Below are 25,948 nucleotides of genomic sequence, written 5' to 3'. Positions count from 1 at the left end.
GATAGATCAGGCATTTTTGAGTAAAGTTCTTCATGTTGCGTCGATTCAGCCAACTCTTATCCCTTTCCCTTCGCGCCGCCTGTGTCTCGGCCGTGCTGGCCTGTATGGCCGCCCCGGCCCATGCCAACGTCGTCGTGGTACTCAACTCCGGTGACGCTTCGGTATCGCTGCTGGACGAAACCGGCGAGAAGGAGTTGTCGACCTTCTCGGTGGGCAAGGAGCCGCACCACCTGATGGCCACGCCGGACAACAAGTCCTTGATCGTGGCCAGCGCCACCGGCAACCAGTTGCTCTTCCTCGATCCCAAGACCGGTGCCGTGCAGCGCAAGCTGCGCGACATCATCGATCCCTACCAGATCGGCTTCACGCCCGACCAGAAGTGGTTCGTTGCCACCGGCCTGCGTCTGGACCGGGTCGATGTCTACAGCTATGACGGCCAGGACCTGAAGCTGTCCAAGCGCATCCCGCTGGCCAAGACCCCCAGCCACATCGCCTTCGACAACGCCAGCACCACCGCCTTCATCACCCAGCAGGGCAGCGACCAGATCAGCGCCATCGACCTCGCCACCCAGCAGGTCAAGTGGACCATGCCGGTAGGCAAGCTGCCGGCCGGCATCATCATGACCCCCGACAACAAGTACCTGATGGTCGGCATCATGGGCAGCGACTACGTCGAAGTGATCGACTGGCGCACCCAGAAGATGGTCAAGAAGATCAAGACCGGCATCGGTGCCCACAACTTCCGTGGTCAGGGCGACAAACGCTACGTCTACGTCTCCAACCGCGTGGCCAACACCATCAGCGTGGTCGATATGACCACTTTGGAAAATGTCGGCACCATCAAGGTCCCCGGCGGCCCGGACTGCATGGAAGTGACCGCCGATGGCAAGACCATGTGGGCCACCCTGCGCTGGAGCAAGAAGGTCGCCGTGATCGACCTAGAAACCCGCTCGGTGACCAAGGTGATTCCGGTCGGCCGCTCGCCGCACGGCATCTACCTGTACAACCGCGCGCCGGATCTGTAATGACGGACGCATCGTGGAGGACCTGCCGATGACGTTGCGTCCTTTGAAGCCCTCCCTGCGCGGCCTGTGCCTGTTCGCCATCCTGGCGGCCGGCCAGGCCGTTGCGCAACCGGCGGCGCCGGAAGCATCCGCCTGCAAGGGCAGGATCTACCTCACCTTCGATACCGGCAGCCAGTCCCAGGCCGAACTCATCGAACAGACCCTGCAGCGCCACCACATCAAGGCTACTTTCTTCCTCGCCAACGAGAAGACCATCCACGGCGACTATTCCCTCGATCCTGCCTGGGCACCGCTGTGGAAGCGGCTGGTGGCCGAGGGGCACGCCTTCGGCACCCATACCTTCGACCACGTCTACGTGGTGCGCGACCTGCCCGAGGGCAAGATCGAGGTACGTCCGCAGTTCGGGGCGCAAGCCGGCAAGAAGCTGCAATGGACGCCGGCCCAGTATTGCGAGGAAATGAAGCGTGTCGATCAACGCTTCCAGCAACTGACCGGCCACAAGCTTGATCCGCTCTGGCGTGCGCCCGGTGGCCGACTGACCCACAACCTGCTCAAGGCAGGCGAAGCCTGCGGCTATGCCCATGTGGCCTGGGCCCCCGCCGGTTTCTCGGGCGATGAACTGCCCAGCGACAAATTCCCCAACGAGATGCTGTTGAAGAAAGCCCTGGACGGACTCAAGGATGGTGATATCTTCCTGGCCCATATGGGTATCTGGTCGCGCCAGGATCCGTGGGCGCCAGCCGTGCTAGAGCCGCTCATCAGCGGGCTGGAGCAGAAGGGGTTCTGCTTTGCCACGCTGCGCGAGCATCCGTCCTACCGCCACCTGTTTGCCGCCGGGAAGGAACACTGACCCCGGGCATCAGTCCAAACCGGCGCCGGCCCAGGGGAGGGGAGCTGCCGCCGCCACCGTCACACCGAATCAACGCTATCCATGATCCAGACCATTTCCGACCTCTTTGCCACCGTCCAGGGCTGGCTCTTCGAAACCCTGGTGCAACCGCTGGTGTTCTTCATCGGCATGGGGGAATTCGTCGAAGAAGCTTTCACCGGCACTGAATTCGTCCTGGTAGGCATCTGTGAACTGGTGATCCTGTTCCTGATCCTGCGTCCGCTGGAGTCTGCCATCCCGGTGCATCCCATCACCGACCCGCGCGCCCGCTGGAACGATTTCATCTACACCGTGCTGCAGCGCCTGGGCATCATCCCCATCATCGCCTTCCTGCTGCTCGATCCGGCGCTGTCGTATCTTTCCGAAGCCCTGCACCTGGAAGGCTGGGGCACCTTCAACCTCGACCAGGTCTGGCCCGGCGTGACCGACCGCGCGCTGGTGAGCTTCCTGCTCTACATGGTGGTGCTGGACCTGTGTGAATACATCTACCACTGGGCCCAGCACAACGTTCGCTGGATGTGGGCGCTGCACAGCCTGCACCACAGCCAGCAGAACATGAACCTGTGGAGCGACGACCGCAACCACATGCTGGACAACCTGGTGCACGACATCATCTTCGGCCTGATTGCCGTCCTGATCGGCGTGGAGCCCTCGCAATACATCCTGCTGGTGTCGCTCTCGCGCATGCTGCAAAGCCTGCAGCATGCCAACGTGCGCATCCACTTCGGCCGCCTGGGCGAATACCTGCTGGTGTCGCCGCGTTTTCACCGGACCCATCACGCCATCGGGCTGGGCCATGAAAGCCGGGGCCGCAATTCGCTGGGGGGACACAACTTCGCCGTGCTGTTCCCGATCTGGGATGTGCTCTTCCGCACGGCTCACTTCAGCCAGGGCTTCGCCATGACCGGCGTGCGCGACCAGCTGCCGCCGCCGGCCGGCAAGGGACGCGACTATGGACGCGGCTTCTGGGCGCAGCAATGGCTGGGTTTGAAACGCCTGGTCGAATTCACCCGCAGGAAGCCCCGCTGATGCGCCTGTTCATCGCTTCCTTCGGGCGTGCCCTGCTGGCGCAATTGCATATCCGCATGTTGTGGCTGACAGTGCTGCCCTTCGTCGTGTCGCTGGGCTTGTGGGCGGTCTGCCTGTGGCTGGGGCTGCAACCCATCATCGACTGGCTGCAGGGCTACTTCGTCTCGCACGGCATGTTCGGCGAGATCGGCGGCATGCTGGCCTGGTTTGGCATGGGTGCGCTCAAGACGGTACTGGTGCCCTTGCTGGCCATGTGGACCCTGCTGCCGCTGATGATCCTGACGGCGCTGGTGTTCGTCGGCCTGTTCACCATCCCGGCCATCGCCCGCCACATCGGCACCCGCCACTATCCCATGCTGGACAAGCGCCACGGCGGCAGCGTGGCCGGCAGCCTGTGGACCTCGCTGTGGTGCTTCGCCGTCTTCACGGTGCTGTGGCTGGCCACGATCTGGGTATTCCTGATCCCGCCCCTGGCCTTCGTCATTCACTCGCTGCTGTGGGGCTGGCTGACCTATCGCGTGATGGCCTATGACACCCTGGCCGACTACGCCAGCACCGAAGAACGGCGTGCCGTCCTGCACCTGCATCGCTGGCCGCTGCTGGCCGTGGGTACCATCGCCGGTGCGCTCGGTGCGGCACCGACGCTGCTGTGGCTGGGCGGGGTGCTGTCGGTGATCCTGCTGCCGGCGCTGGCGGCGGTGGCGATCTGGCTGTATGTAGTCGTATTTGTCTTCACCGGCTTGTGGTTCCAGTTCTATTGCCTGGAAGCGCTGCTGCGTTATCGCAGCGGCCAGGCACCCGATGGTCCGGCCGACACCAACGTCATCGACGTGACGCCACGTTGACGCCGGTTTGATGGTCCCTGCCCGAGACGAACCCGGGGCAGGGCAATCCGTCCCCGGCCCGAATCGGGCATAATCGCCGCAGTGTTTCATCAACCTATCGGGCAGACAGACTCATGGCATTCGGACTCATCATCATCGGCGACGAGATCCTCTCGGGCCGCCGCATCGACAAGCATTTCCCCAAGGTCTTGGAGCTGCTCAGCCAGCGCGGACTGCAACTGTCCTGGGCCGAGTACGTCGGCGACGACCCCGAACGCATCACCGCCACCCTCAAGCGCACTCTTGCCACCGGCGACGTGGTGTTCTGCACCGGCGGCATCGGCGCCACCCCTGACGACCACACCCGCCAGTGCGCAGCCGCTGCACTGGGCGTGCCGGTGGTGCTGCATCCCGAGGCCAAGGAAAAGATCCAGGAGCGCATCGCCGACATGGCCCGCGAAGCCGGCGCCACCCCCGACTTCAACGCAGCGGACAATCTGCACCGCCTCAAGATGGGCGAATTTCCGCAGGGCGCCTCCATCATCCCCAACCCCTACAACAAGATCCCCGGTTTCTGGCTCAAGAACACCAGCGGCACCGGCGCGCATTACTTTGCGCCGGGCTTCCCGGTGATGGCCTGGCCGATGTTCGAATGGGTGCTGGAGACCCATTACGCCGACCAGTTCCACCGCCAGGCCTGGGCCGAGCGCTCCATGCTGGTGTTCGAGGCAATGGAGTCGACCCTGACCCCGCTGATGGAAGCCATCGAAGCGCAATTCCCGCTGGTGAAGGTGTTCAGCCTGCCGCACGTGGGCGACGACAAGACCCGCCGCCACATCGACCTGGGCGTCAAGGGTGACCCCGCCCAGGTCGAACCTGCGTTCGAGAAAATGCAGGAAGGCCTGCGCGCGCTGCACGCCGAGTATCAGATCAGCAACTGAGGCCGCTGCTGGCGTTGGCGCAGGTCAAAAAAAATGCCCCGGCAAGACCGGGGCATTCGTTTCTGCGGGAGAACCCGGAGATTACTTCTTGGCAGCGCGAGTCACCTTGGCACCAGCCTGGGACATCTGGTCCACGGCGTTGGTCACGTTGGCTTCCAGGACTTCAGCGGCTTGCTTGGCGTTCTTGGTGAACTGCTCGTAGCCAGCGCTCATGTTGCCGATGGCCGACTTGAACATCGAAATGGCCTGCTCGGAACCGGCGGGGGCGTTCTTGGCGGCTTCGTCGATCATCGCCACGACCTTGCGGTTGACTTCGGCGATCTGGGCTTCGGCAGCCTTGGTCAGTTCAGCCTGGGTGCTGGAGAAGATGCCGCTCAGGTGACGGCCGTAGGCCACCGACTTTTCCAGCGTCGGCTGGGCGTGCGAGCTGGTCAGAGTGAAGAATTCCTGCGGGTCCTTGGCCGAGAACAGCTTTTGCGCAGCAGCCTGGGTTTCTTCGAGCGAGGACTTGGCAGCCTTCAGGTTCAGGTCCACCAGTTTTTCCACGCCTTCAAAGGTCTTGCTGGCCAGCTGGTTGAACAGGGCGATTTGCGCTTCAGCGTTGGCTTTGGCAGCGGCGGAAAATTGCTCGGTGTAGGTCGTCATGTTGAAACATCCTTCTCGTTGATGGGTTGATGAACAAGGCAGCGACAGTGATTGCTTACGGACCGATCAGTGTTGACAGGTGGATCTCCGATGTAATTTCTTCTTTGAATATGATGCGATGCACAAGGCGGATTCTAGTTCAATCGTGCATAAAGTCAAACGTTTCAATGCACGGGAATCATAAAAAGCGCTTCAAAATTGATCCAAGTCTAATCAAGGACTTAGCGCTGTTTTGGGAATTTTCTGAAAAGAGATGTCATTCCGGATGAGCTTTTGCATTGCAGCATCAAAAGCAGTTATCGTTGCGGGTCGCGCAATCGTTTGCGCTGCGCAGCAAAGCGTTTTGTTGCAATGCGGCAATCATTTCAACGTAATGGAAAATCAATGTGAAAGCGTACTACAGTGATCACTTCGTTTTACCCCTGCCACCGGGCCACCGCTTCCCGATGGTGAAGTACCGGATGATCCGGGAGGGGGCTGCGGCTGCCGTGCCGGATCTGGACTTTCACGAGGCTCAGCCCGCCAGCGACGGCGAACTGGCGCTGGCCCACCATCCGGACTATATCGCCCGCGCCAGTTCCGGCCAACTGACCGCCGCCGAACAGCGCGAGATCGGCTTCCCTTGGTCGCCGCAGATGGTAGAACGCTCGCGCCGCTCTTCCGGTGCCACCATTGCCGCCTGCCGCGCCGCCTTTAGCGAGGGAATCGCGATTAACCTGGCCGGCGGTACGCATCACGCCTACGCCGATCATGGTGCAGGTTTTTGCGTCTTCAACGACGCCGCCATCGCGGCCCGGCTGATGCAGGCGGAACGCCGTGCGGCGCGGGTGGCCATCGTCGATCTGGATGTGCATCAGGGCAACGGCACCGCTTCCATCCTGGCGCGTGATGATTCAGTGTTCACCTTGTCGCTGCACGGAGAGAACAATTATCCTTTCGAGAAAGAGCAGAGCGACCTCGACGTGGCCTTGCCAGATGGCGTGGGGGATGCCGATTACCTGCAAGCTCTGCGCGACGCCATGCACACCCTGCAGCAGCGTTTCGCCCCGCAGTTGCTGATCTATCTGGCCGGGGCCGACCCGCATGAGGGCGACCGCCTGGGCAAGATGAAGCTGACCCTGGGCGGACTGGCGGCCCGCGACGAGACGGTCTTTGGCTACGCCCGCGAGCATAAAATCCCGGTTGCGGTTACGATGGCGGGCGGTTACGGACGAGATATCGAACAGACCGTCGCCGTACACATACAAACGATAAGACTCGCCAGCCTCCACGCTGCCCGCTGGAGCGCACGATGAGATGACCCGGGCTGCACCCCCGTGCGCCCGCTGATGGAAAAGAAATGATGCAATCCGCCGCCGGTGCCCGCCGGCCTCGCCAGCTCCTGATGAGCCTGGTGCCTTTGTTGTTCGTGCTGATCTGGAGTACCGGATTCATCGTGGCCAAGTTCGGCCTGCCGTATGCGCCGCCGTTGACGTTCCTGCTGCTGCGCTTCACCGGGGTGCTGGTGGTCCTGCTGCCGCTGGTGCTGTTGTTCCGCGCCCCTTGGCCGCACGGCCGCATCCGCCATGTCGCGGTGGCCGGTGTGCTGCTGCAGGCGGGTTACCTGGCCGGGGTCTGGTGCGCCATCAAGATCGGCATGCCGGCCGGCTTGTCGGCCCTGATCGTCGGGCTGCAACCCATCCTCACTGCCTTCGCCGCCCCCTTGCTGGGCGAGTCGGTGAAGGGCCGGCAGTGGATTGGCCTGGCGCTGGGCCTGTGCGGGGTAGGGCTGGTGGTGGCCAACAAGATTTCACTGATTGGCCTGTCCACTGCCAGCATCGCGCTGTGCGTCTTTGCCTTGCTGTGCATCACGGCCGGTACGCTGTACCAGAAGCGTTATTGCGCCCACTTCGATTTGCGCACCGGCACGGCGATCCAGTTCATGGCTTCCATCGTCGTCGTCTTGCCCTTTGCCGTGGCCGTCGAAGGACTGAACTGGCAGTTGAGCAACGTCCATTGGACACCGCAATTCATCGGCGCACTGCTGTGGTCGGTGCTGGCGCTGTCGATTGGCGCGATCTTCCTGCTGTTTGCGCTGATCCGGCGCAGTGCTGCCACCAGCGTCACCAGTCTGCTGTACCTGACGCCGCCGACCACGGCCGTCATGGCCTGGCTGATGTTTGGTGAAGCGTTCAGCCTCATCGGTGCGCTGGGCATGCTGGTAGGCGTGATCGGCGTGGCCTTCGTGGTGCGCAAGTAATCCGACCGGTGCCTTGCCTTCTTCAGCCGGGCGTCATCGCGCCCGGCATCAGCGTCACCAGCTTCAGGTCGGGTCGGTTGGCCACGCGGAAATTGACCTGACGGTACAGCAGTTCCCCCAGCTGCGGATGCTGGAAGCGGCGCTCGCCGCCTTCACGTTCGATCACATCCTGCAGGTGCCAGGCCCGCTGGAACAGCGGGCTGGCGGCCGACAATTCCTCCACCAGCCCCAGCAGTTCCGGATCATCCAGCAGGCTGGCGCTATCGGCGCGGAATTCGGCCACCAGCCGCCGCGCCCGTTGTTCCCATTCCACCGTCAATGATTGCGCGGCCGCGCTGCTGAACATGAAGCGCAGCAGGTTGGGCGGCTTTTCCTTGCCATCCAGCCACCCTGCAAAAAGCTTCCTCGCCGCCGGATTCCAGGCCACGGCATTCCAATAGCGGTCCAGCAAATAAGCCGGGGCACGGAACTGGCTGACCACTTCCAGGATTTCCGGCGCCACCACGGTGGCGGCCTGCTGCTCCGGCAACACCGGATCTTTCTTTCCCGCCAATTCAAACAGGTAGGCCCGTTTGGCACGCGGCAGGTGCAGCGCATCGGCGATGCGCGCCAGCGCCTGGGGCGAGACCGAATCCGTGCGCCCCTGTTCGATCCAGGTGTACCAGGTCACGCTGATGCCACACAGTTGCGCCACTTCCTCACGCCGCAGGCCGGGGGTGCGGCGCCGTCCATGGGCCAGATGCGGCAGGCCGGCCTGGGCTGGTGCGGTCTGTTCGCGCTGGGATTTGAGGAAGTCGCCAAGGGCGCGGCGGGCGAGGTCGGGTTCCATGAAGACGGGCAGGGTGGTGGTCGGGGTAATAGTATAAATGCTTCACTTGTAACAGGATAAGAATTCGCTAGACTGGCGTTTCCTTCACAGCACTGCTGTCTTTTCCTTCATATCGCCCCGGAGCCCCGCCATGCGCAGCCATCAGCAAGTCGTCACCGAACAGTTCGGCAGTACCGCCGCCGCCTACTTCACCAGCAGCGTCCATGCCCAAGGGGCCGACCTGCAGGAGCTGGCGCAGATCGCTGCCTCCATCCCTGGCGCACGCGTGCTGGACCTGGGCTGCGGCGGCGGCCACGCCAGTTTTGCCGTGGCACCGGTGGTGGAGAAGGTGATTGCCTATGACTTGTCCGAAGAGATGTTGAAGGTGGTAGCCAGCGCCGCAATCGAGCGCGGCCTTGAGAATCTGGTCGTGCGCCAGGGCAGTGCCGACCGGCTGGATTTTCCTGATGCCAGCTTCGACCTGGTCTGCACGCGCTTTTCGGCCCACCATTGGCGTCAGTTGCCGCAGGCCCTGAATGAAGCGTTTCGCGTGCTCAAGCCGGGTGGACGCTTCATCGTCATCGACACTGCCGCGCCGGCGGATGTCTTGGCGGATACCTATGTGCAGGCCATCGAATTGTTGCGCGATACTTCACATGTACGCAATGTCAGCCTGAACTCCTGGCGCAAGCTGCTGCGCGGCGCCGGCTTTGCCATCGCCAGCGACAAGACCTGGAAGCTGCGCCTGGAATTCGATACATGGGTGGCCCGCATGCGCACGCCGCAAGACAACATCACCGCCATTCGCGCCCTGTGGCAGGCTGCGCCCGGCGAGGTGAAGGAGTATTTCGCCCTCGACGCGGCCTGTTCCTTCTCCATCGACGTAGCCATGCTGGATGCGCGCAAGCCTTGACCGGACCAGGCCGGCGCGTTCAATCCCGGCCAGTGAAAACGCCCCCGTCCCGCCCTTGAAGGCAGGAGACGGGGCGTCAACGATATGTGACACTGCCTCGTTATCAATTCACTTTGGATTGTGGTAAAGCGAACATCTGGGGTCAGTATTGCCGTCTGTTATCGTGATTGTGACCGAAAGCTGACAGCTAGACTGGTAATATGCCGTCTCGTTGGCCTGGGTTTTGCTTGAGAAAATTCGAAAAACATCGAGCAGCCACCCGGCAAATTTGCAGTAAATCCCGAAAAAGTGTGGGGCACCGGATCGGGCGCGGAGATAGAAACGCGTTTAAAAAAATGCGCTAACGTCTTAATTCTCTTGCGAAAAATCTGCATTTTGCTACACTGCCGACGTTTCTCTTGTGTACTTTCAGGGTAAATTGGGGGGAGTTCCACCTATGATCAAATCAGCGCTGGCCATTTTCACATCACTTCTGTTCATCCACGCTGGTTTGGCTCCTGCCGCTGCCCAGACGGTCAACAATGCCGCCAAGAAAGCGCCGGCCAAGAAAGTCGTGGCCAAACGCCCGGCCCAGGCCGTGAGCAAGACGGTGGCCAAAGGCTCCCTGAACAACCGCGAAAAACTGGTCCGCAAGGTCAGCGTGGTCAAGGGCAAGCGTCACATCAGCTACCAGCGCGTCTCGGCCGCGCCGTCCATTCCGGTGGTGCCGCCGGTGATGACCGCCGGTGATCTGGCCGGCCTCAATCTCACCCCTGATCCGGTCGGCCTGCGTTCCAACGTGGCGCTGGTGATCGACCAGGCCAGTTCGCAAGTCCTGTTCGAGAAGAATTCTTCAGTTGCGCTCCCCATTGCCTCGGTCACCAAGCTGATGACCGCGCTGGTGGTTGTTGAAGCGCGCCTGAACATGGAAGAAACCCTGACCGTCACCGATGACGACGTCGACCGCGAAAAGCACAGCAGCTCGCGCCTGCGCGTGGGCGCGACCCTGAGCCGCGACGACATGCTGCATATCGCCCTGATGAGTTCCGAGAATCGCGCCGCCTCGGCGCTGGGCCGCAACTATCCGGGCGGCCTGCCGGCCTTCGTGGCGGCCATGAACGCCAAGGCCCGCTCGCTGGGCATGACCGATACCCGCTATGTCGATTCGACCGGCCTGTCCAGCCAGAACGTGGCCAGCGCCCGTGACCTGGCCAAGCTGGTGGTGGCGGCCTACAACTATCCGATCATCCGCCAGTACTCCACCGATCCCAAATACATGGTCGAGCCCAGCGGCCACGCCATGCAGTACAACAGTTCCAATCGCCTGACCTCCAACAAGGAGTGGGATATCGGCTTGCAGAAGACCGGTTTCATCAACGAAGCCGGCCACTGCCTGGTGATGTATACGCGCATCGAAGGCCGTCCCATCGTGATGGTGTTCCTCGACTCCAAGGGCCGCCTGTCGCATGTGGGCGATGCCGCGCGCATGCGCAAGTGGCTGGTGGAAGACCAGCCCAACCTGACCCGCGTGAAGATGGTGCGGGCGGACGAGGGTTGATTCTTTCTTCATCTGCTTCACCGGCTGCAAATGAAAAGCGAACCTGATGGTTCGCTTTTTTAATGCCCGTCGCTTGCCATGCAAGCTTTGTCACCACGCCTGAGTGTTCGAAAGGCTTGTATCAATTCAATATTTCAATAATAATTGAAATATTGAATTAACAGGAGAAGCGTATGGAAACCGGCCCCGTCATTGCGGCCCTGGCTGCCCTGGCCCAGGAATCGCGACTGGCTATCTTCCGTCACCTGGTGCAAGTCGGGCCCGCGGGCAGCGCCGCCAGCAAGATCGGCGAGGCCTTGGCCATCGCACCATCCTCGCTTTCCTTCCATATGAAGGAACTGTCGCACGCCGGACTGGTGACTGCCCGCCAGGAGGGGCGCTTCGTCATCTACGCGGCCGATTATTCCCGCATGAATGAAGTCTTGCGCTTCCTGACCGACAACTGCTGCGGCGGCAATCCCTGTACGCCCGTCGCCGCCTGCTGCGAACCCTCCAGCGGCGTCGCTGGAGAGGCGGCCAAACCGTGTTGAGCCAGGAGAGAACGTGCTGACCGCTTTATTCATCTTCCTGCTGACCCTGACGCTGGTGATCTGGCAGCCCAAGGGACTGGGCATCGGCTGGAGCGCATGTGGCGGTGCCGCCCTGGCGCTGGCCTGCGGCGTGATCCACCTCGCCGACATCCCGGTGGTCTGGCATATCGTCTGGAACGCCACCGGCACCTTCATCGCCATCATCATCAGCCTGTTGTTGGACCGGGCCGGCTTCTTCGAATGGGCCGCGTTGCACGTAGCCCGCTGGGGCGGCGGACGTGGCCGCATGCTGTTCGTACTGCTGATCCTGCTGGGGGCGGCGGTCTCGGCCTTGTTCGCCAACGACGGCGCCGCGCTGATTCTCACGCCCATCGTCATCTCGATGCTGCTGGCACTGCGCCTCTCGCCGGCGGCGACACTGGCCTTCGTCATGGCGGCGGGATTCATCGCCGATACCGCCAGCTTGCCGCTGGTGGTATCGAACCTGGTCAATATCGTTTCGGCGGATTTCTTCAACATCGGCTTTGCGCAATACGCTTCGGTCATGGTGCCGGTCAACCTGGTCTCGGTGGCGGCAACTCTCCTGGTGCTGCTGATCCATTTTCGCCGCGACCTGCCGGCCCGCTACGACCTGGCGCAGCTGCGTACGCCCGCCTCCGCGATCCGCGATCGCGCCACGTTCATTGCCGGCGGCTGGGTGCTGGCGCTGCTGCTGGCCGGCTTCTTCTGGCTGGAAGGAAAAGGCTTGCCGATCAGTGTGGTGGCGGCTGTCGGGGCATTGATCCTGTTGTTCGTGGCCGGCAGAGGGCGCGTCATTTCCACCCGTGCGGTCATCAAGGGAGCACCGTGGCAGGTGGTGTTCTTCTCGTTGGGCATGTATCTGGTGGTCTATGGCCTGCGCAATGCCGGGCTCACCAACACCCTCACCGGTGTACTGAATGAATTCGCCACGCACGGCGTCTGGGGTGCCGCCCTCGGCACGGGTGTGCTGACGGCCTTGCTGTCCTCGATCATGAACAACATGCCTACGGTGCTGGTCGGTGCGTTATCGATCGACGCCACCTCGGCGCAAGGTGTGGTCAAGGAAGCGATGGTCTACGCCAACATCATCGGCTGCGACCTCGGCCCCAAGATCACCCCCATCGGCAGCCTGGCGACCTTGCTCTGGCTGCATGTGCTGGACAGCAAGAACATTCATATCTCCTGGGGGGCCTACTTCCGCACGGGCGCCTTGCTGACGCTGCCGGTGCTGCTGCTCACCTTGTCGGCACTGGCGCTCAGGCTGGGTGCCGGGGCCTGATCATCCCGGGATGCCATCCACTTCAACACAGAGATTCACCATGACCACCATCTACCACAATCCCGCCTGCGGAACCTCCCGCAATACCTTGGCCATGATCCGCAACAGCGGTGAAGAACCGACCATCGTCGAGTACCTGCAGCACCCGCCCAGCCGCGAACAATTGGAGACGATGATCCGCGAGGCTGGTCTTGCGGTGCGCGAAGCCATCCGCCAGAAGGGGACGCCTTATGCCGAACTGGGCCTGGACCATCCTGCCTTGACGGACGCGCAGTTGCTCGATGCGATGCTGGCCCATCCGATCCTGATCAACCGGCCCTTCGTGGTGACTTCGAAGGGGACGCGCCTGTGCCGTCCTTCCGAACTGGTGCTGGACATCCTGCCGCATCCGCAGCAAGGTTCGTTCACGAAGGAAGATGGGGAAGTGGTGGTGAATGCGGACGGCCAGCGCGTTGCTGCCCGGTGAGTCTGCAGGGGGTCGCGCTCAGCCGCGATCCTTGCGATATCCCAGCGCCGATGAAATCTGGCTGGCCGTGCTGACCAGGTCATCCACCCATTCATCCTGCAGGCGGTCGGCCGGGGCCGAGATCGACAGGCCGGCCACCAGCTTGCCGCTGTCGTCGCAGATGCCGGCCGCCATGCAGCGCACGCCCAGTTCCAGTTCCTCGTTGTCGCGCGCATAACCGAGCGCACGCACCATGGACAGCTCGCGCTCCAGCTTGGTCAGGTCGGTAATGGAATTCTTGTTGTGGCCAGCCAGCCCGGTGCGGGTGGCATAGGCGCGCACGTTCTTGGGATCGTCCACCGACAGGAACAGCTTGCCGGTCGAGGTCAGGTGCAGCGGCGCGCGGCCGCCGATGGCGCGCACCACCTGCATGCCGGAACGTTCAGAAAAGGAGCGGTCGATATAAACGATTTCATCGGCCTGCCGCACCGACAGGTTGATCGTCTGGTGCGTCTTGCGATGCAGCGCCCGCATGAAGTCCAGTGCCGCTTCCCGCACCGACAGCCGGCTCTTGACGATGTTGCCCAGCTCCAGCAGGCGCATGCCCAGGCGATAGGTGCCGGGCTCCACGCGGTCCACGAAACGCTTGACCACCAGGTCATTGAGGATGCGGTGCGCTGTCGACGGGTGCAGGTCGGTCGCCGCCGACAATTCCTTCAGGCTCACCGGGTCGGGATATTCCGCCAGCGCGTCGAGCAGCGACACCATGCGCTCGATGACCTGGATCGATATCTGTTCTGTCTCGCCTGCAGCTTCTTTTTTCATGGCGCGGCCTGGTGCGTTGCAATATGAAGGTTATACCACAATGTGAAAAGAACAAAAAGTCCGGTCGTGCTTTTCTTGCATGACGGGAGCTTCACATAGCCCGATGTGCGGGCCGCAAAGCCGCGTCGGGCGGGGAGGGCAGCCTGGTACGATTTCAGCACGCTCGTCTCCTCAACCAAGACTTTGGTTATATAGACCGGGATCCTTATTCCGGCGCCGTGTTCTTTCATATCTGTTTTTCGCATATCGAGAGAAGAAAGTATTCGTTCTTTTTGGTCTGCAGGCTCATTAACCTGTGTGCTCCAAAACAACAGAACATGCGGGAACGGATATGCTGAAGAAGATCATCAAATCGGTCGCCGCCGCCCTGGTGCTGGCGCAAGCAGCCTCGCTGGCGCACGCGGCCGATATTTCGCTGCTCAATGTCTCTTATGACCCGACGCGCGAACTCTACGCCGACTACAACAAGGCCTTCGCCAAGTACTGGAAGGAAAAGTCCGGTGACAACGTCACCATCAAGGCTTCTCACGGCGGCTCCGGCAAGCAGGGCCGTTCGGTGATCGACGGCATCGACGCTGACGTGGTGACCCTGGCCCTGGCCTACGACATCGACGAAATCTCGGAAAAGGCCAAGCTGCTGCCGGCCGACTGGCAAAAGCGCCTGCCGCACAACAGCTCGCCCTATACCTCCACCATCGTGTTCCTGGTGCGCAAGGGCAACCCCAAGGGCATCAAGGACTGGGGCGACCTGATCAAGCCGGGGGTCTCCGTCATCACCCCCAACCCCAAGACCTCGGGCGGTGCCCGCTGGAACTACCTTGCGGCCTGGGCCTATGCCAAGCAAAAGGGCGGTAGCGACGACGCCGCCCGCGACTACATCGCCAAGCTGTTCAAGAACGTGCCGGTGCTCGATTCCGGTGCCCGTGGCGCCACCATCACCTTCGTCGAGCGCGGCATCGGTGACGTGCTGCTGGCCTGGGAAAACGAAGCCCTGATTTCGCTCAAGGAATGGGGTCCGGACAAGTTCGACATCGTCGCTCCTTCTGTTTCCATCCTGACCGAGCCGCCGGTGGCGGTGGTGGACAAGGTGGCAGACCGTCGCGGTACCCGCAAGGTGGCCGAGGAATACCTGAAGTACCTGTACTCGGAACAGGGCCAGGAAATCATCGCCAAGAACTACTACCGTCCCATCGATCCCAAGATCGCTGCCAAGTACGCTTCGCAATTCCCCAAGCTGAACCTGGTGACCATCGACAAGGATTTCGGCGGCTGGCAGAAGGCGCAGAAGACGCACTTTGCTGACGGCGGTACTTTCGACCAGCTCTACGCTCCCAACAAGAAGTGATCTGAACCTGCAAGAGGGACCGGCCCGGCCGGTTCCATCCACCCCTCAGCACAAGCACACGACATGACCATCCTGTTACTGGCCGGCAGCCCCTCGGCACCCTCCCGTTCCACCCGTCTGCTGCACCACGTCGGCGACAAGCTGGCCCATCTGGGCCACCGCTATGCGCGCCTGGATGTGCGCGACCTGCCGGGGCAGGCCATCCTGCGCGCCGACTGGAACGATCCGGACATCAAGGCGGCCCTGGCTACCGTCGAAGAAGCCTCGGCCGTGGTGGTCGCCACCCCGGTCTACAAGGCGGCCTACAGCGGCATCCTGAAGGCTTTCCTGGACCTGCTGCCGCAGTTCGGCCTGACCAACAAGCTGGTGCTGCCCCTGGCCACCGGTGGCAGCCAGTCGCACATGCTGGCACTGGACTATGCGCTGCGCCCGGTGCTGTCGTCGCTGAACCCCAAGCACGTGCTGCCCAGCATCTACGCCACCGAGGCGCAGGTGACCTGGAGTGAAGAAAACGGCCTGGTGCTGGATGCGCCCATCGAAGCCCGCGTCAATGAAGGCGTGGAGCAGCTCTCGGCCAGCCTGCAAGCGCTGCACAAGATCGCACCTGAAGAATTCCGCGAGATTCCGTTCTCGCAGCTGCAGTACAGCGTGTCGTACTGAACTGAAGCTGGCCGGACCTGATCCGGCAGCGCAATCCGACTTGAAAAAAGAACCGGCTGGTAGAGCGGATGGCCCTCTGCACGCCCGCATTCTGGAATCTGGAGAAAACATCGTGTCCGCCAACAAGAACAAGACCATTCATTTCCCGCGTCGCCGCACCCTGCAGCGCCTCTCGGCCATCGCCCTGGGCGCACTGGCCTTCTCTCTGGGCACAGCCCCGGTGCAGGCGCAGGAAACCAAACTGCTGCGCATCGGCTATCAGAAAGCCGCCAATACCCTGGTGCTGCTCAAAGCCCACGGTGCGCTCGAAAAGCGCCTGCAGCCGCTGGGCGTGGAAGTGAAGTGGGCCGAGTTCGCGGCCGGTCCGCAACTGCTGGAAGCGCTCAACGTGGGCTCGGTCGATTTCGGCTACGTCGGTGAAGCGCCGCCGGTCTTTGCACAAGCGGCCGGTGCCGACTTCGTCTACACCGCCTATGAAATCCCGACCCCGGAGGCGGAAGGCCTGCTGGTGCAAAAGGATTCACCCATCAAGAGCGTGGCCGAACTGAAGGGCAAGAAGATCGCCTTCAACAAGGGTTCGGACGTGCATTGGCTGGTAGTGGCTTTGCTCAAGAAAGCCGGCCTGCAGTACAGCGACATCCAGCCGGTCTACCTGGCCCCGGCAGACGCCCGTGCCGCCTTCGAACGCGGTGCGGTCGATGCCTGGGCGATCTGGGATCCGTTCCAGGCCGCCGCTGAAAAGCAGGTCGGCGCACGCCGCCTGGCCTCGGGCGTGGGGGCGGTCAGTCACCACCAGTTTTTCCTGAGCGCGCGTCCCTTCGCGGCGAAGAATCCACAGGTCGAGAAGATCCTGCTGGAAGAGATCACCCGTGAAGGCGAATGGGTCCGCACCCACACCGCTGAAGCCGCCGCCCAGCTGTCCCCGATCCAGGGCCTGGATGCCGACATCATCCAGACCGGCCTGAAGCGCTATGCGCACGTCTACAAGCCGGTCGATGCCCAGGTGCTGGCCGAGCAGCAGAAAATCGCCGACGCCTTCTTTGAACTCAAGCTGATCCCCAAGCAGCTCAAGGTCAGCGACGCCGTCCTCAAATAAACAACACTGACATCGACCACCTCTAGTCCAGCAGCTCAGGAGTCAAGCATGAACGTTTTCTGGTTTATCCCTACTCACGGCGACAGCCGCTATCTCGGCACCTCCGAAGGTGCGCGCCCGGTGACCCATGACTACATGAAACAGATTGCCGTGGCGGCCGATACCCTGGGCTACGATGGCGTGCTGCTGCCCACGGGACGTTCCTGCGAAGACGCCTGGGTAGCTGCAGCCAGCCTGATCGATGCGACACAGCGCCTGAAATTCCTGGTGGCAGTGCGCCCCGGCCTGACGGCACCGACCCTGTCGGCGCGCATGGCCGCGACCTTCGACCGCCTCTCCAATGGCCGTCTGCTCATCAACGTGGTCACCGGTGGCGATCCGGTCGAGCAGGAGAGCGATGGCATCTTCGGCAGCCATGCCGAGCGCTATGAAGTGTCCGACGAATTCCTCAAGATCTGGCGCGACGTACTGGCCAAGACCCACACCGGCGAAGAAACCAACTTCGAGGGCAAGCACCTCAGCGTCAAGGGCGCCAAGGCACTCTATCCTCCGGTACAGACACCGTATCCGCCGCTGTACTTCGGTGGCTCCTCGGACGAAGCCATCGACCTGGCCGCCGAACAGGTCGACGTCTACCTGACCTGGGGCGAACCGCCGGCCGCCGTGGCCGAAAAAATTGCCCGCGTGCGCGAACGCGCCGCCAAGGCCGGCCGCACGCTGCGCTTCGGCATCCGCCTGCACGTGATCGTGCGCGATACCAATGAAGCCGCCTGGCGCGCCGCCGATGAACTCATCAGCCGCCTGGACGACGAGACCATCGCCAAGGCCCAGGCCAACTTCGCCCGCATGGATTCGGAAGGGCAGCGCCGCATGGCCGCCCTGCACGGCGGCCGTCGCGACAAGCTGGAAGTGAGCCCCAACCTGTGGGCCGGCGTCGGCCTGGTACGCGGCGGTGCCGGTACCGCGCTGGTGGGTGATGGCCCGACCGTGGCTGCCCGTATCAAGGAGTATGCGGACCTGGGTATCGATACCTTCATCCTCTCCGGCTATCCGCACCTGGAAGAATCCTACCGGTTTGCCGAACTGGTATTCCCGCTGCTGCCGCGCGCCCAGCGCGAAGGCCTGGCCGGCCACAACCTGACCGGTCCCTTCGGCGAGATCGTCGGCAATACCGAACTGCCCAAGCCCGCGCCGGTGCGCGTGTCGGCAAGCTGAGGCCAGCATGACCAGTGCAACCAATACCGTGCTCGCCAGCACTGCGCCGCAAGAGCAGGCGCGTCCCAAGGCCGCTGCCAAGGCCGCACGCAAGCCGCGTGGTACCTGGGTCGGCTGGCTGCTGCCCTTGCTACTGCTGGTGTGGTGGGAGATCGCCGCGCAGGCCGGCTGGCTGTCCAGCCGCATCCTGCCGGAACCGTTCGCGGTCCTGAAGGCGGCGTGGAATCTGTCCGCCTCCGGTGAGTTGTGGCGTCACCTGGCCGTCTCCAGCGGCCGTGCCGCTTCCGGCTTTGCGGTCGGCGCAGGGCTCGGTCTGATTCTGGGTCTGCTCTCCGGCAGCCTGCGTTCAGCCGAACTGCTGCTTGATACCACCCTGCAGATGGTGCGCAACATTCCGGCACTGGCCCTGATCCCGCTGGTGATCCTGTGGTTCGGCATCGACGAGACGGCCAAGCTGTTCCTGGTCTCGGTGGGCGTGTTCTTCCCGGTCTATCTGAATACCTTCCACGGCATCCGCTCGGTGGACCAGGGTTTGATCGAGATGGCCAAGAGCTACGGCCTGTCGGGCTGGCCGCTGTATCGCGACGTGATCCTGCCGGGCGCCTTGCCCTCCATCCTGGTCGGCCTGCGCTTTGCGCTGGGTCTGGTGTGGGTGCTGCTGATCGTGGCCGAGACCATCTCGGCGCAGGCCGGCATCGGCTACATGACCATGAATGCCCGCGAATTCCTGCAGACCGACGTGGTGCTGGTGGGCATCCTGCTCTACGCCTTGCTGGGCAAGCTGGCCGATACCGCGGCGCGGGCACTGGAACGCTACTTCCTGCGCTGGCACCCCGGCTACCAATGACGAGCCCCATGAATGCATCAGGAAACCATCATGCGCAATGACACCCAGGAACACCAGCAAGTCAGCCGAGCCGCCGGCCGGGGCGTAGGCCTCAGGCTGCGCGCCTTGTCGAAGTCCTTCAGCGGACGCACGGTGCTGCACGACATCGACCTCGACATCGAACCCGGCGAATTCGTCGCCATCGTCGGCCGCAGCGGCTGCGGCAAGAGCACCTTGCTGCGCCTGGTGGCCCAGCTCGATGGCGCCAGCGGCGGCGAGGTCGTCTATGAACACGAAGGCAGCGGCGAGCCCGAGATCCGCATCATGTTCCAGGATGCGCGCCTGCTGCCCTGGAAACGGGTGCAGGCCAACGTCGCGTTGGGCTTGCCCAAGCAGGCCGCGCCGCAGGCACTCAATGCCCTGCGCCAGGTCGGCCTGGACCAGCGTGCCGGCGAATGGCCGGCGGTGCTCTCCGGGGGCCAGCGCCAGCGCGTGGCCCTGGCGCGTGCGCTGGTACACGACCCGCAATTGCTGCTGCTGGACGAACCGCTGGGCGCGCTCGATGCGCTCACCCGCATCGAAATGCAGGCCCTGATCGAGTCGCTCTGGCGCGAACGCGGTTTCACCGCCTTGCTGGTGACCCACGACGTGCAGGAAGCCATCGCCCTGGCCGATCGCGTGCTGCTGATCGAGGATGGCCACGTGGCGCTGGACCAGCGCATCGAACTGGCGCGTCCGCGTTCACGCGGCCAGGCCCAGTTTGCCGCGCTGGAGGAAGCCATCCTGGGGCGCGTGCTGCGGCACCCCGGCAGTGAGGCGGCTACAGAGCCATCTGAAGATTTCTTCACGCCACGTGGCGTACATCAGGTGCAATGGGCGGTGTGAGTTTGACCGCCATGAAAGATTCATCCGTTTTGGCCAAGTTGTGCCACGGTTACCGTTCGTCCTGAGTAGCGGCATAGCCGCGTATCGAAGGCGCGCCTGTGTGTCTTCGATACGGCCCTCACGGGCCTACTCAGTCCGAACGGCTTCTGATGGATTACGTACAGTTTTTTTTAGAGTTTTATCCGATTTGATTTCAACCCATGCGGCGCGGCAGGTGCCGACGCCGTTTCATCAAGGAGCAGAGCATGACCATTCAAGCAATCAACGTCCGTAACCAGTTCAAGGGCAAGGTCAAGGCCATCATCGAAGGTTCGGTGGTGTCCGAAGTGGATGTGGAAACCCCGGCCGGTATCGTGACCTCGGTCATCACCACCCGCTCCGTGAAGGACCTGGGCCTGACCATCGGCAGCGAAGTGGTGGCACTGGTCAAGGCCACCGAAGTCTCGATCGCCAAGCTGTGATCGTCTGGCCGTCCTGGCCGGTGATGCCGGCCGGGCGGTGTCTTTTTTTCAGGAGCAGGCCCGATGGCATATCAGGCACTGAAGGCTTATCTGGCCCGCCTCGATGCGCAGCATACTGGTGGCACCCCGTCCGCCAAGGTCTGGCTGGATGAACAGGGGCGCGCAGCGGGGCGTTTCTTCAATACTTCGCTGACCTCGGCCTTCCAGCCGGTGCGCAGCTTCGACGATGGCCACATCGTCGCCTGCGAGGCCTTCGCCCGCAGCCACTCGGCCGTCGACGACGGCCTGCATCTGTGGAAACTGCTGGACCAGGCCGCCAGCGACGACGAGTCGGTGGAACTGGACCGGCTGTGCCGCATGCTGCACGCCATCAACTACTACCGTCAGGTCGGCGAAGACGCGCCCGAACTGCACCTCTCGGTGCATGCGCGCCTGCTGGCCGCCGTCAACAACAATCACGGCGTGGCCTATCGGCGCATCCTGGCCGCGCTGGAACTGCCGCACGAACGCATCGTGCTGCAACTGCCGGTGGTCACGCCCAACCAGCGCTGGCTGCTCAACTACGTGCTGGACAATTACCGCCGCAACGGCTTCCGCCTGGGCGTTTCGGCCAACAGCCCGCTGGAAGCACTGGGCCTGCTGGACAAGGTCAAGCCGGATCTCATCAAGGTCGATGCGCGCGAGCTGGCTGATCCCGACAGCGTGGCTTTGCTGCTGCTGCGGGCGGCCGAGCAGGGGGTGCGCATCTTCTTCAAACGGGTCGAAAACAAGGAAGTGTTCGACAAACTGGCCTGGTACTGTCAGGCACTGGCCCAGTCCACTTTGGCCCAAGGCTATCTGTGGGATGTACCGGCCGCACGCCTGCCGGACATCTTGCTTGGCCTGAAGGATGCCGCGTAAGGCATACTGCATGACTTCATCACTCGCTGCGGGGCCTGCATGAGTCTGACTTCTCCTTCTTCTTCTTCTTCCACCACACCGGCCCGGCTGGCGGATTTCCGGGTGCTGGTGGCACCGGGCCTCTCCGACAGCGGGCCGGAACACTGGCAATCGCGCTGGCAGCGGCTCTATCCCGCCTTCGAACGGGTCAAGCAGGATGATTGGGAAACCCCGGACCTGCCGCGCTGGTCGGCCCGCCTGGGCGAAGTGCTGGCGCGTGATGGCCGCCCTACGGTGATCGTGGCGCACAGCTTCGGGTGTCTCACCACCGTGCATCGGACGGCGGCCTTGCAAGCGGCCTCCGAGGGTTCCGCGCATCCCATCGTGGCGGCCTTGCTGGTGGCGCCGGCCGATCCGGTCAAGTTCAGCCTGAGCGCAGCGGTGCGCCACAAGCTGCGGTATCCGGCATTGGTCGTGGGCAGCGACAACGATCCCTGGATGAGTGCCGAGCGCGCCCGCCACTGGGCCGAGGCCTGGGGCGCGCAATTCCGCTCGGTGGGCGCGCGCGGGCATATCAACTCCGAATCGGGCCTGGGCGACTGGACCGAAGGGCAGCAGTGGCTGCTGGAGCTGCTCGAACGCATCGCCTGAAGCTTTTTTCTTCACACCCCTCATGAGCGCATAAAGACGGATTTCAGCCCGGCTTTATGCGCTTTTCTTCTAAGGACATGCAAAAAGCTTCGTTCTCTTTATAACTATCGGATGCGAATATCGCTCACCTATAGTCGCATTTGTAATAACAAGAGAACGACATGTCCGCATCCCCTGTTTCCCTTGCCGCCCCCGGGGCCGCGCCGGCCCGCTCGGCGGGCAGCGCCAACCGGCGCGTATTGCCCGGTTTCCGGCTGTCGCTGGGCTTTACCATCTTCTACCTGGCGCTGATCGTGCTGATCCCGCTGTCGGCGCTGTTTTTGAAGACCTTTACCCTGACCTGGGGCGGCTTCATTGACGCGGTGACCTCGCCGCGCGTCATGGCCTCCTATCGCCTGAGCTTTGGGGCCTCGCTGATCGGTGCGTTCCTCAACGTGATCTTCGGCGGCATCGTGGCCTGGGTGCTGGTGCGCTATCGCTTCCCCGGCAAGCGCATCATCGATGCCCTGGTGGACTTGCCCTTTGCCTTGCCGACCGCCGTGGCCGGCATCGCCCTGACCACGCTGTATTCGCAGAACGGCTGGCTGGGCAAGCTGCTGGCGCCCCTGGGCATCAAGGTCGCCTTCACCCCGCTGGGGGTGCTGGTGGCGCTGACCTTCATCGGCCTGCCTTTTGTCGTGCGTACCGTGCAACCGGTGCTGGAAGAAGCCGAGCGCGAGCTCGAAGAAGCCGCCGCCAGCCTTGGTGCCAGCCGCTGGCAGACCTTTACCAAGGTGATCTTCCCGACCGTGCTGCCCGCCTTGCTGACCGGTTTTGCGCTGGCCTTTGCGCGCGCCTCGGGGGAATACGGCTCGGTGGTCTTCATCGCCGGCAACATGCCCATGGTTTCTGAAATCACCCCTTTGTTCATCGTCACCAAGCTGGAGCAGTACGACTATGCCGGTGCGACCGCCATTGCGATGGTCATGCTGCTGGTTTCTTTCATCCTGCTGTTGACCATCAACCTGCTGCAAGCCTGGACCCGCAAGCGTGGCCAGTCGGAAAGGACCTGAGATGAGTGCCGCCCCCGTTTCCGCTGCCCCGCAAGCCAACGCGATTGCCCGTGGCGAGCCGCCGCTCACGCCCGGTGCCACCACCGAACCCTGGTGGGTGCGTGCGCTGCTGATCGGCATCGCACTGGCCTTCCTGACCCTGTTCCTGTTCGTGCCGCTGGTGGCGGTGTTCTACGAAGCGCTGCGCAAGGGCTGGGATGTCTACGTGGCGTCCATCACCGAGCCTGACGCCTGGTCTGCCATCAAGCTGACCCTGCTCGCTGCCGCCATCGCCGTGCCGCTGAACCTGGTCTTTGGCGTGGCGGCCGCGTGGGCGATTGCCAAGTTCGAGTTCCGTGGCAAGAACGTGCTGCTGACCCTGATCGACCTGCCGTTCTCGGTCTCGCCGGTGATCTCGGGCCTGATCTACGTGCTGCTGTTCGGCCTGCAGGGCTACTTCGGCCCCTGGCTGCGCGAGCATGACATCAAGATCCTCTTCGCCGTGCCGGGCATCGTGCTGGCCACCATCTTCGTGACCTTCCCCTTCGTGGCGCGCGAACTGATCCCGCTGATGCAGTCGCAGGGCAGCGAGGAAGAAGAAGCCGCGCTGGTGCTGGGCGCCTCCGGCTGGCGTACTTTCTGGCATGTCACGCTGCCCAACATCAAGTGGGGCCTGCTGTATGGCGTGATCCTCTGCAATGCGCGCGCCATGGGCGAGTTCGGTGCCGTCTCGGTGGTCTCCGGCCACATTCGCGGCGAGACCAACACCATCCCGCTGCAGGTCGAGATCCTCTACAACGAATTCAACATCACCGGCGCCTTCGCCGTGGCGTCGCTGCTGGCCTTCCTGGCCGTGGTCACGCTGGCCATCAAGAGCGTCATCGAGTGGCGGCTGCACCAGCAGCAAGCCCCCAGCGAACAAGCTTAAGGAGTCATCATGAGCATCGAAGTCCATCACATCCAGAAGCGTTTCGGCAGCTTCACTGCGCTCAACGACGTATCCCTCAATTTCCCGGCGGGCGAACTGACGGCCTTGCTGGGCCCCTCCGGCTGCGGCAAGACCACGCTCTTGCGCATCATCGCCGGTCTCGAATCGCCCGATTCGGGCCAGGTGCTGCTCGATGGCGAAGACGCTTCGGCGCGCCACGTGCGCGAACGCCAGGTCGGTTTCGTGTTCCAGCACTATGCGCTGTTCAAGCACATGACCGTCTTCGAGAACATCGCCTTCGGCCTGCGCGTGAAACCGCGCGCCCAGCGTCCCTCGGAAGCGGTGATCCGCGAGAAGGTCAAGCGCCTGCTGGAGCTGGTGCAGCTGGACTGGCTGGCCGACCGCTATCCGCCGCAACTCTCCGGCGGCCAGCGCCAGCGCATCGCGCTGGCCCGCGCACTGGCCGTGGAGCCGCGCGTGCTGCTGCTGGACGAACCCTTCGGCGCGCTCGATGCCAAGGTGCGCAAGGAACTGCGCCGCTGGCTGCGCCGCCTGCACGATGAACTGCACGTCACCAGCATCTTCGTCACCCACGACCAGGAAGAAGCCCTGGAAGTGGCAGACCAGGTGGTGCTGATGAACAAGGGACAAGTGGAGCAGATCGGCACGCCCGAGACGGTGTACAACCATCCGGCTTCGCCCTTCGTCTACGGCTTCCTGGGCAATGTGAACCTGTTCCATGGCCGCTTGCACGAAGGCGTGCTGGACGCCGGCGGTGCGCGCTTCGAGGCCCCCGGCCACGGCGATATCCGCGATGCGGCCGGCGTCGGTTTCGTGCGTCCGCATGACCTGGACGTGGAGCGCTACTCGCCCGGCGCCGAAGGCATCGTGGTGCAACTGCGCCGCTCGCATGCCATCGGCCCGCTGGCGCAACTGGAACTGGAGCGCGATGACAATGCCGAGCTGATCGAGGCCGTCATCCCCAATGAACGTTTCGCGCAACTGGGCCTGAAGAATGGCGAGACGCTGGTCGTGCGTCCACGCCGCCTGCAGGTCTTTGCGCAACAACAAGGAGGGCCGGGACGATGAATTTCCAGCAGCTGCGTTCCATCCGCGAAGCCGCGCGTTGCGGCTTCAACCTGACCGAAGTGGCCAACGTGCTCTTCACGTCGCAACCGGGCGTGAGCCGCCAGATCCGCGAGCTCGAAGAAGAGCTGGGCGTGGAAATCTTCGAGCGCAACGGCAAGCGCCTGACCGGCCTGACCGAACCCGGCAAGGGCATCCTCGGCATCGTCGAGCGGCTCCTGCTGGAAGCCGAGAACCTGCGCCGCGCCAGCAAGGAATACGCCGGCGAGCAGAGCGGCACGCTCTCCATCGCCACCACCCACACCCAGGCGCGCTACGTGCTGCCGCGCGTGGTGCAGGCCTTCCGCGATGCCTTCCCGCAGGTGCGCATCGCCCTGCAGCAGAGCGCCCCGGAACACATCGCCGAATGGGTCATCTCGGGCAAGGCCGACATCGGCATCGCTACCGAGGGCCTGTCGCAATTCAAGGAACTGGTGTCCTTCCCTTGCTACACCTGGAGCCACGTGATCGTGGTGCCGCAAGGCCATCCGCTGCTGGGGCTGGAACAGGTCACGCTGGAGGATCTGGGTACCTGGCCGCTGATCACCTATGACGTCGGCTTTACCGGCCGTGGCCACATCGACGAAGCCTTCCGCCAGGCCGGCATCGAGCCCGACATCGTGCTCACCGCCATGGATTCGGACGTGATCCAGCAATACGTCTCGCTGGGCATGGGCGTGGGCCTGGTGGCCTCGATGGCGGTGGACCAGGGCAAGCACTCGGAGATGGTGGCCATCAATGCCTCCCACCTGTTCAAGGCCAATATCGCCCGGCTGGCGGTGCGGCGCGGTGCCTACCTGCGCGGCTATGCCTTCGATTTCATCCAGCAGTTCGCTCCGGACTTGAAGCGCGCCGACATCGTCAATGCGCTCAATGAGGCCAACGCCCAGGCTTGA

General features: G+C 63.1%; 28 protein-coding genes. 25 read left to right on the top strand and 3 right to left on the bottom strand.

Annotated elements, in window-relative coordinates; translation table 11 throughout:
• Window positions 1-32 precede the first annotated feature (32 nt).
• The 5 genes from ACWHXP_RS11855 to ACWHXP_RS11835 all read left to right on the top strand — a co-directional run bounded on the left by ACWHXP_RS11855 (window position 33) and on the right by ACWHXP_RS11835 (window position 4,708).
• The gene (locus tag ACWHXP_RS11855; protein WP_134134945.1) at window positions 33-1,025 is read left to right on the top strand and encodes a YVTN family beta-propeller repeat protein; all 993 of its coding nucleotides are present in this window, start codon (window positions 33-35) and stop codon (window positions 1,023-1,025) included.
• Between the two features lie 28 nt (window positions 1,026-1,053).
• On the top strand, window positions 1,054-1,875 hold the full coding sequence (locus ACWHXP_RS11850) for a polysaccharide deacetylase family protein (protein ID WP_489625140.1): 822 nt from the start codon (window positions 1,054-1,056) through the stop codon (window positions 1,873-1,875).
• 81 nt (window positions 1,876-1,956) lie between these two features.
• Window positions 1,957-2,943: a sterol desaturase family protein gene (locus tag ACWHXP_RS11845; RefSeq protein WP_034340837.1), complete on the top strand. Its 987-nt coding sequence runs from the start codon at window positions 1,957-1,959 to the stop codon at window positions 2,941-2,943.
• On the top strand, window positions 2,943-3,788 hold the full coding sequence (locus ACWHXP_RS11840) for an EI24 domain-containing protein (protein ID WP_134221926.1): 846 nt from the start codon (window positions 2,943-2,945) through the stop codon (window positions 3,786-3,788). Before ACWHXP_RS11845 ends, ACWHXP_RS11840 begins: the two co-directional genes overlap by 1 nt.
• A gap of 113 nt (window positions 3,789-3,901) precedes the next feature.
• Entirely contained in the window at window positions 3,902-4,708 is an 807-nt protein-coding gene (locus tag ACWHXP_RS11835) for a competence/damage-inducible protein A (RefSeq protein WP_489625142.1), read from the top strand.
• Between the two features lie 81 nt (window positions 4,709-4,789).
• Here the strand turns inward: ACWHXP_RS11835 and ACWHXP_RS11830 are convergent, their stop codons facing one another.
• Window positions 4,790-5,353: a phasin family protein gene (locus ACWHXP_RS11830; RefSeq protein WP_134221927.1), complete on the bottom strand. Its 564-nt coding sequence runs from the start codon at window positions 5,351-5,353 to the stop codon at window positions 4,790-4,792.
• A gap of 386 nt (window positions 5,354-5,739) precedes the next feature.
• Here ACWHXP_RS11830 and ACWHXP_RS11825 point away from each other — a divergent pair, with 386 nt between their 5' ends.
• On the top strand, window positions 5,740-6,648 hold the full coding sequence (locus ACWHXP_RS11825; RefSeq protein ID WP_489625143.1) for a histone deacetylase family protein: 909 nt from the start codon (window positions 5,740-5,742) through the stop codon (window positions 6,646-6,648).
• A gap of 44 nt (window positions 6,649-6,692) precedes the next feature.
• Window positions 6,693-7,592 carry a DMT family transporter gene (locus ACWHXP_RS11820; RefSeq protein WP_489633784.1) on the top strand — a complete coding sequence of 300 codons (900 nt, stop codon included), beginning with the start codon at window positions 6,693-6,695 and terminating at the stop codon, window positions 7,590-7,592.
• A 22-nt stretch (window positions 7,593-7,614) separates the two neighbouring features.
• Here the strand turns inward: ACWHXP_RS11820 and ACWHXP_RS11815 are convergent, their stop codons facing one another.
• Window positions 7,615-8,421, bottom strand: coding sequence for a helix-turn-helix transcriptional regulator (locus ACWHXP_RS11815; RefSeq protein ID WP_252696805.1), 807 nt, complete (start codon window positions 8,419-8,421; stop codon window positions 7,615-7,617).
• Window positions 8,422-8,551: 130 nt separating this feature from the next.
• Here ACWHXP_RS11815 and ACWHXP_RS11810 point away from each other — a divergent pair, with 130 nt between their 5' ends.
• From ACWHXP_RS11810 to arsC, 5 genes are all read left to right on the top strand, one after another.
• Complete coding sequence (locus ACWHXP_RS11810) at window positions 8,552-9,313, top strand: class I SAM-dependent methyltransferase (protein ID WP_489633785.1); 762 nt, start codon at window positions 8,552-8,554, stop codon at window positions 9,311-9,313.
• 436 nt (window positions 9,314-9,749) lie between these two features.
• Entirely contained in the window at window positions 9,750-10,850 is a 1,101-nt protein-coding gene (gene pbpG, locus ACWHXP_RS11805; RefSeq protein WP_121038858.1) for a D-alanyl-D-alanine endopeptidase, read from the top strand.
• A gap of 173 nt (window positions 10,851-11,023) precedes the next feature.
• On the top strand, window positions 11,024-11,380 hold the full coding sequence (locus ACWHXP_RS11800) for an ArsR/SmtB family transcription factor (protein WP_489633786.1): 357 nt from the start codon (window positions 11,024-11,026) through the stop codon (window positions 11,378-11,380).
• 13 nt (window positions 11,381-11,393) lie between these two features.
• Window positions 11,394-12,680, top strand: a complete 1,287-nt coding sequence (locus tag ACWHXP_RS11795) for an arsenic transporter (protein ID WP_489633787.1) — start codon at window positions 11,394-11,396, stop codon at window positions 12,678-12,680.
• A 40-nt stretch (window positions 12,681-12,720) separates the two neighbouring features.
• Entirely contained in the window at window positions 12,721-13,146 is a 426-nt protein-coding gene (gene arsC, locus ACWHXP_RS11790; RefSeq protein WP_489633788.1) for an arsenate reductase (glutaredoxin), read from the top strand.
• Between the two features lie 18 nt (window positions 13,147-13,164).
• Here arsC and ACWHXP_RS11785 read toward each other — a convergent pair whose 3' ends face one another.
• The gene (locus ACWHXP_RS11785) at window positions 13,165-13,950 is read right to left on the bottom strand and encodes an IclR family transcriptional regulator (protein WP_034329682.1); all 786 of its coding nucleotides are present in this window, start codon (window positions 13,948-13,950) and stop codon (window positions 13,165-13,167) included.
• 331 nt (window positions 13,951-14,281) lie between these two features.
• Here ACWHXP_RS11785 and ACWHXP_RS11780 point away from each other — a divergent pair, with 331 nt between their 5' ends.
• From ACWHXP_RS11780 to ACWHXP_RS11720, 13 genes are all read left to right on the top strand, one after another.
• A complete protein-coding gene (locus tag ACWHXP_RS11780; protein ID WP_034329680.1) occupies window positions 14,282-15,295 on the top strand; it encodes a sulfate ABC transporter substrate-binding protein in 1,014 nt (337 codons plus the stop codon).
• A 63-nt stretch (window positions 15,296-15,358) separates the two neighbouring features.
• Window positions 15,359-15,955, top strand: a complete 597-nt coding sequence (gene ssuE / locus ACWHXP_RS11775; protein WP_034329678.1) for an NADPH-dependent FMN reductase — start codon at window positions 15,359-15,361, stop codon at window positions 15,953-15,955.
• 112 nt (window positions 15,956-16,067) lie between these two features.
• Entirely contained in the window at window positions 16,068-17,051 is a 984-nt protein-coding gene (locus ACWHXP_RS11770; protein ID WP_329802223.1) for a sulfonate ABC transporter substrate-binding protein, read from the top strand.
• Between the two features lie 48 nt (window positions 17,052-17,099).
• Entirely contained in the window at window positions 17,100-18,266 is a 1,167-nt protein-coding gene (gene ssuD / locus ACWHXP_RS11765) for an FMNH2-dependent alkanesulfonate monooxygenase (protein ID WP_329802221.1), read from the top strand.
• Between the two features lie 7 nt (window positions 18,267-18,273).
• A complete protein-coding gene (gene ssuC / locus ACWHXP_RS11760; RefSeq protein WP_489625150.1) occupies window positions 18,274-19,113 on the top strand; it encodes an aliphatic sulfonate ABC transporter permease SsuC in 840 nt (279 codons plus the stop codon).
• Window positions 19,114-19,143: 30 nt separating this feature from the next.
• On the top strand, window positions 19,144-19,977 hold the full coding sequence (locus ACWHXP_RS11755) for an ATP-binding cassette domain-containing protein (protein WP_489633789.1): 834 nt from the start codon (window positions 19,144-19,146) through the stop codon (window positions 19,975-19,977).
• Window positions 19,978-20,222: 245 nt separating this feature from the next.
• Entirely contained in the window at window positions 20,223-20,438 is a 216-nt protein-coding gene (locus tag ACWHXP_RS11750; protein ID WP_006464491.1) for a TOBE domain-containing protein, read from the top strand.
• Window positions 20,439-20,501: 63 nt separating this feature from the next.
• A complete protein-coding gene (locus ACWHXP_RS11745; RefSeq protein ID WP_489633790.1) occupies window positions 20,502-21,338 on the top strand; it encodes an EAL domain-containing protein in 837 nt (278 codons plus the stop codon).
• 39 nt (window positions 21,339-21,377) lie between these two features.
• A complete protein-coding gene (locus ACWHXP_RS11740) occupies window positions 21,378-21,968 on the top strand; it encodes an RBBP9/YdeN family alpha/beta hydrolase (RefSeq protein ID WP_489633791.1) in 591 nt (196 codons plus the stop codon).
• Between the two features lie 161 nt (window positions 21,969-22,129).
• Complete coding sequence (gene cysT, locus ACWHXP_RS11735) at window positions 22,130-23,020, top strand: sulfate ABC transporter permease subunit CysT (RefSeq protein WP_489633792.1); 891 nt, start codon at window positions 22,130-22,132, stop codon at window positions 23,018-23,020.
• Between the two features lies 1 nt (window position 23,021).
• Entirely contained in the window at window positions 23,022-23,927 is a 906-nt protein-coding gene (gene cysW / locus ACWHXP_RS11730) for a sulfate ABC transporter permease subunit CysW (protein ID WP_489633793.1), read from the top strand.
• 9 nt (window positions 23,928-23,936) lie between these two features.
• The gene (locus ACWHXP_RS11725) at window positions 23,937-25,016 is read left to right on the top strand and encodes a sulfate/molybdate ABC transporter ATP-binding protein (protein ID WP_134221942.1); all 1,080 of its coding nucleotides are present in this window, start codon (window positions 23,937-23,939) and stop codon (window positions 25,014-25,016) included.
• Window positions 25,013-25,948 (top strand): CysB family HTH-type transcriptional regulator, encoded by a 936-nt coding sequence (locus ACWHXP_RS11720; RefSeq protein ID WP_134221943.1) that lies wholly within the window; start codon window positions 25,013-25,015, stop codon window positions 25,946-25,948. The genes ACWHXP_RS11725 and ACWHXP_RS11720 overlap by 4 nt, the downstream gene beginning before the upstream one ends.

It is taken from the genome of Herbaspirillum sp. Her2 (genome assembly GCF_057961375.1).
This window is presented reverse-complemented; position numbering and strand designations above follow the sequence as displayed.

Excerpts from the sequence above, each read along its gene's own strand:
- ACWHXP_RS11820 (WP_489633784.1), top strand. The coding sequence starts at position 6,693 with ATGATGCAATCCGCCGCCGGTGCCCGCCGGCCTCGCCAGCTCCTGATG.
- ACWHXP_RS11815 (WP_252696805.1), bottom strand. The coding sequence starts at position 8,421 with ATGGAACCCGACCTCGCCCGCCGCGCCCTTGGCGACTTCCTCAAATCC.
- ACWHXP_RS11840 (WP_134221926.1), top strand. The coding sequence starts at position 2,943 with ATGCGCCTGTTCATCGCTTCCTTCGGGCGTGCCCTGCTGGCGCAATTG.
- ACWHXP_RS11835 (WP_489625142.1), top strand. The coding sequence starts at position 3,902 with ATGGCATTCGGACTCATCATCATCGGCGACGAGATCCTCTCGGGCCGC.
- ACWHXP_RS11750 (WP_006464491.1), top strand. The coding sequence starts at position 20,223 with ATGACCATTCAAGCAATCAACGTCCGTAACCAGTTCAAGGGCAAGGTC.
- ssuD (WP_329802221.1), top strand. The coding sequence starts at position 17,100 with ATGAACGTTTTCTGGTTTATCCCTACTCACGGCGACAGCCGCTATCTC.
- cysT (WP_489633792.1), top strand. The coding sequence starts at position 22,130 with ATGTCCGCATCCCCTGTTTCCCTTGCCGCCCCCGGGGCCGCGCCGGCC.
- ACWHXP_RS11810 (WP_489633785.1), top strand. The coding sequence starts at position 8,552 with ATGCGCAGCCATCAGCAAGTCGTCACCGAACAGTTCGGCAGTACCGCC.
- ACWHXP_RS11855 (WP_134134945.1), top strand. The coding sequence starts at position 33 with ATGTTGCGTCGATTCAGCCAACTCTTATCCCTTTCCCTTCGCGCCGCC.
- cysW (WP_489633793.1), top strand. The coding sequence starts at position 23,022 with ATGAGTGCCGCCCCCGTTTCCGCTGCCCCGCAAGCCAACGCGATTGCC.
- ACWHXP_RS11725 (WP_134221942.1), top strand. The coding sequence starts at position 23,937 with ATGAGCATCGAAGTCCATCACATCCAGAAGCGTTTCGGCAGCTTCACT.
- pbpG (WP_121038858.1), top strand. The coding sequence starts at position 9,750 with ATGATCAAATCAGCGCTGGCCATTTTCACATCACTTCTGTTCATCCAC.
- ACWHXP_RS11720 (WP_134221943.1), top strand. The coding sequence starts at position 25,013 with ATGAATTTCCAGCAGCTGCGTTCCATCCGCGAAGCCGCGCGTTGCGGC.
- ACWHXP_RS11755 (WP_489633789.1), top strand. The coding sequence starts at position 19,144 with ATGCGCAATGACACCCAGGAACACCAGCAAGTCAGCCGAGCCGCCGGC.
- ACWHXP_RS11740 (WP_489633791.1), top strand. The coding sequence starts at position 21,378 with ATGAGTCTGACTTCTCCTTCTTCTTCTTCTTCCACCACACCGGCCCGG.
- ACWHXP_RS11800 (WP_489633786.1), top strand. The coding sequence starts at position 11,024 with ATGGAAACCGGCCCCGTCATTGCGGCCCTGGCTGCCCTGGCCCAGGAA.
- arsC (WP_489633788.1), top strand. The coding sequence starts at position 12,721 with ATGACCACCATCTACCACAATCCCGCCTGCGGAACCTCCCGCAATACC.
- ssuE (WP_034329678.1), top strand. The coding sequence starts at position 15,359 with ATGACCATCCTGTTACTGGCCGGCAGCCCCTCGGCACCCTCCCGTTCC.
- ACWHXP_RS11785 (WP_034329682.1), bottom strand. The coding sequence starts at position 13,950 with ATGAAAAAAGAAGCTGCAGGCGAGACAGAACAGATATCGATCCAGGTC.
- ACWHXP_RS11830 (WP_134221927.1), bottom strand. The coding sequence starts at position 5,353 with ATGACGACCTACACCGAGCAATTTTCCGCCGCTGCCAAAGCCAACGCT.
- ssuC (WP_489625150.1), top strand. The coding sequence starts at position 18,274 with ATGACCAGTGCAACCAATACCGTGCTCGCCAGCACTGCGCCGCAAGAG.
- ACWHXP_RS11745 (WP_489633790.1), top strand. The coding sequence starts at position 20,502 with ATGGCATATCAGGCACTGAAGGCTTATCTGGCCCGCCTCGATGCGCAG.
- ACWHXP_RS11780 (WP_034329680.1), top strand. The coding sequence starts at position 14,282 with ATGCTGAAGAAGATCATCAAATCGGTCGCCGCCGCCCTGGTGCTGGCG.
- ACWHXP_RS11850 (WP_489625140.1), top strand. The coding sequence starts at position 1,054 with ATGACGTTGCGTCCTTTGAAGCCCTCCCTGCGCGGCCTGTGCCTGTTC.
- ACWHXP_RS11845 (WP_034340837.1), top strand. The coding sequence starts at position 1,957 with ATGATCCAGACCATTTCCGACCTCTTTGCCACCGTCCAGGGCTGGCTC.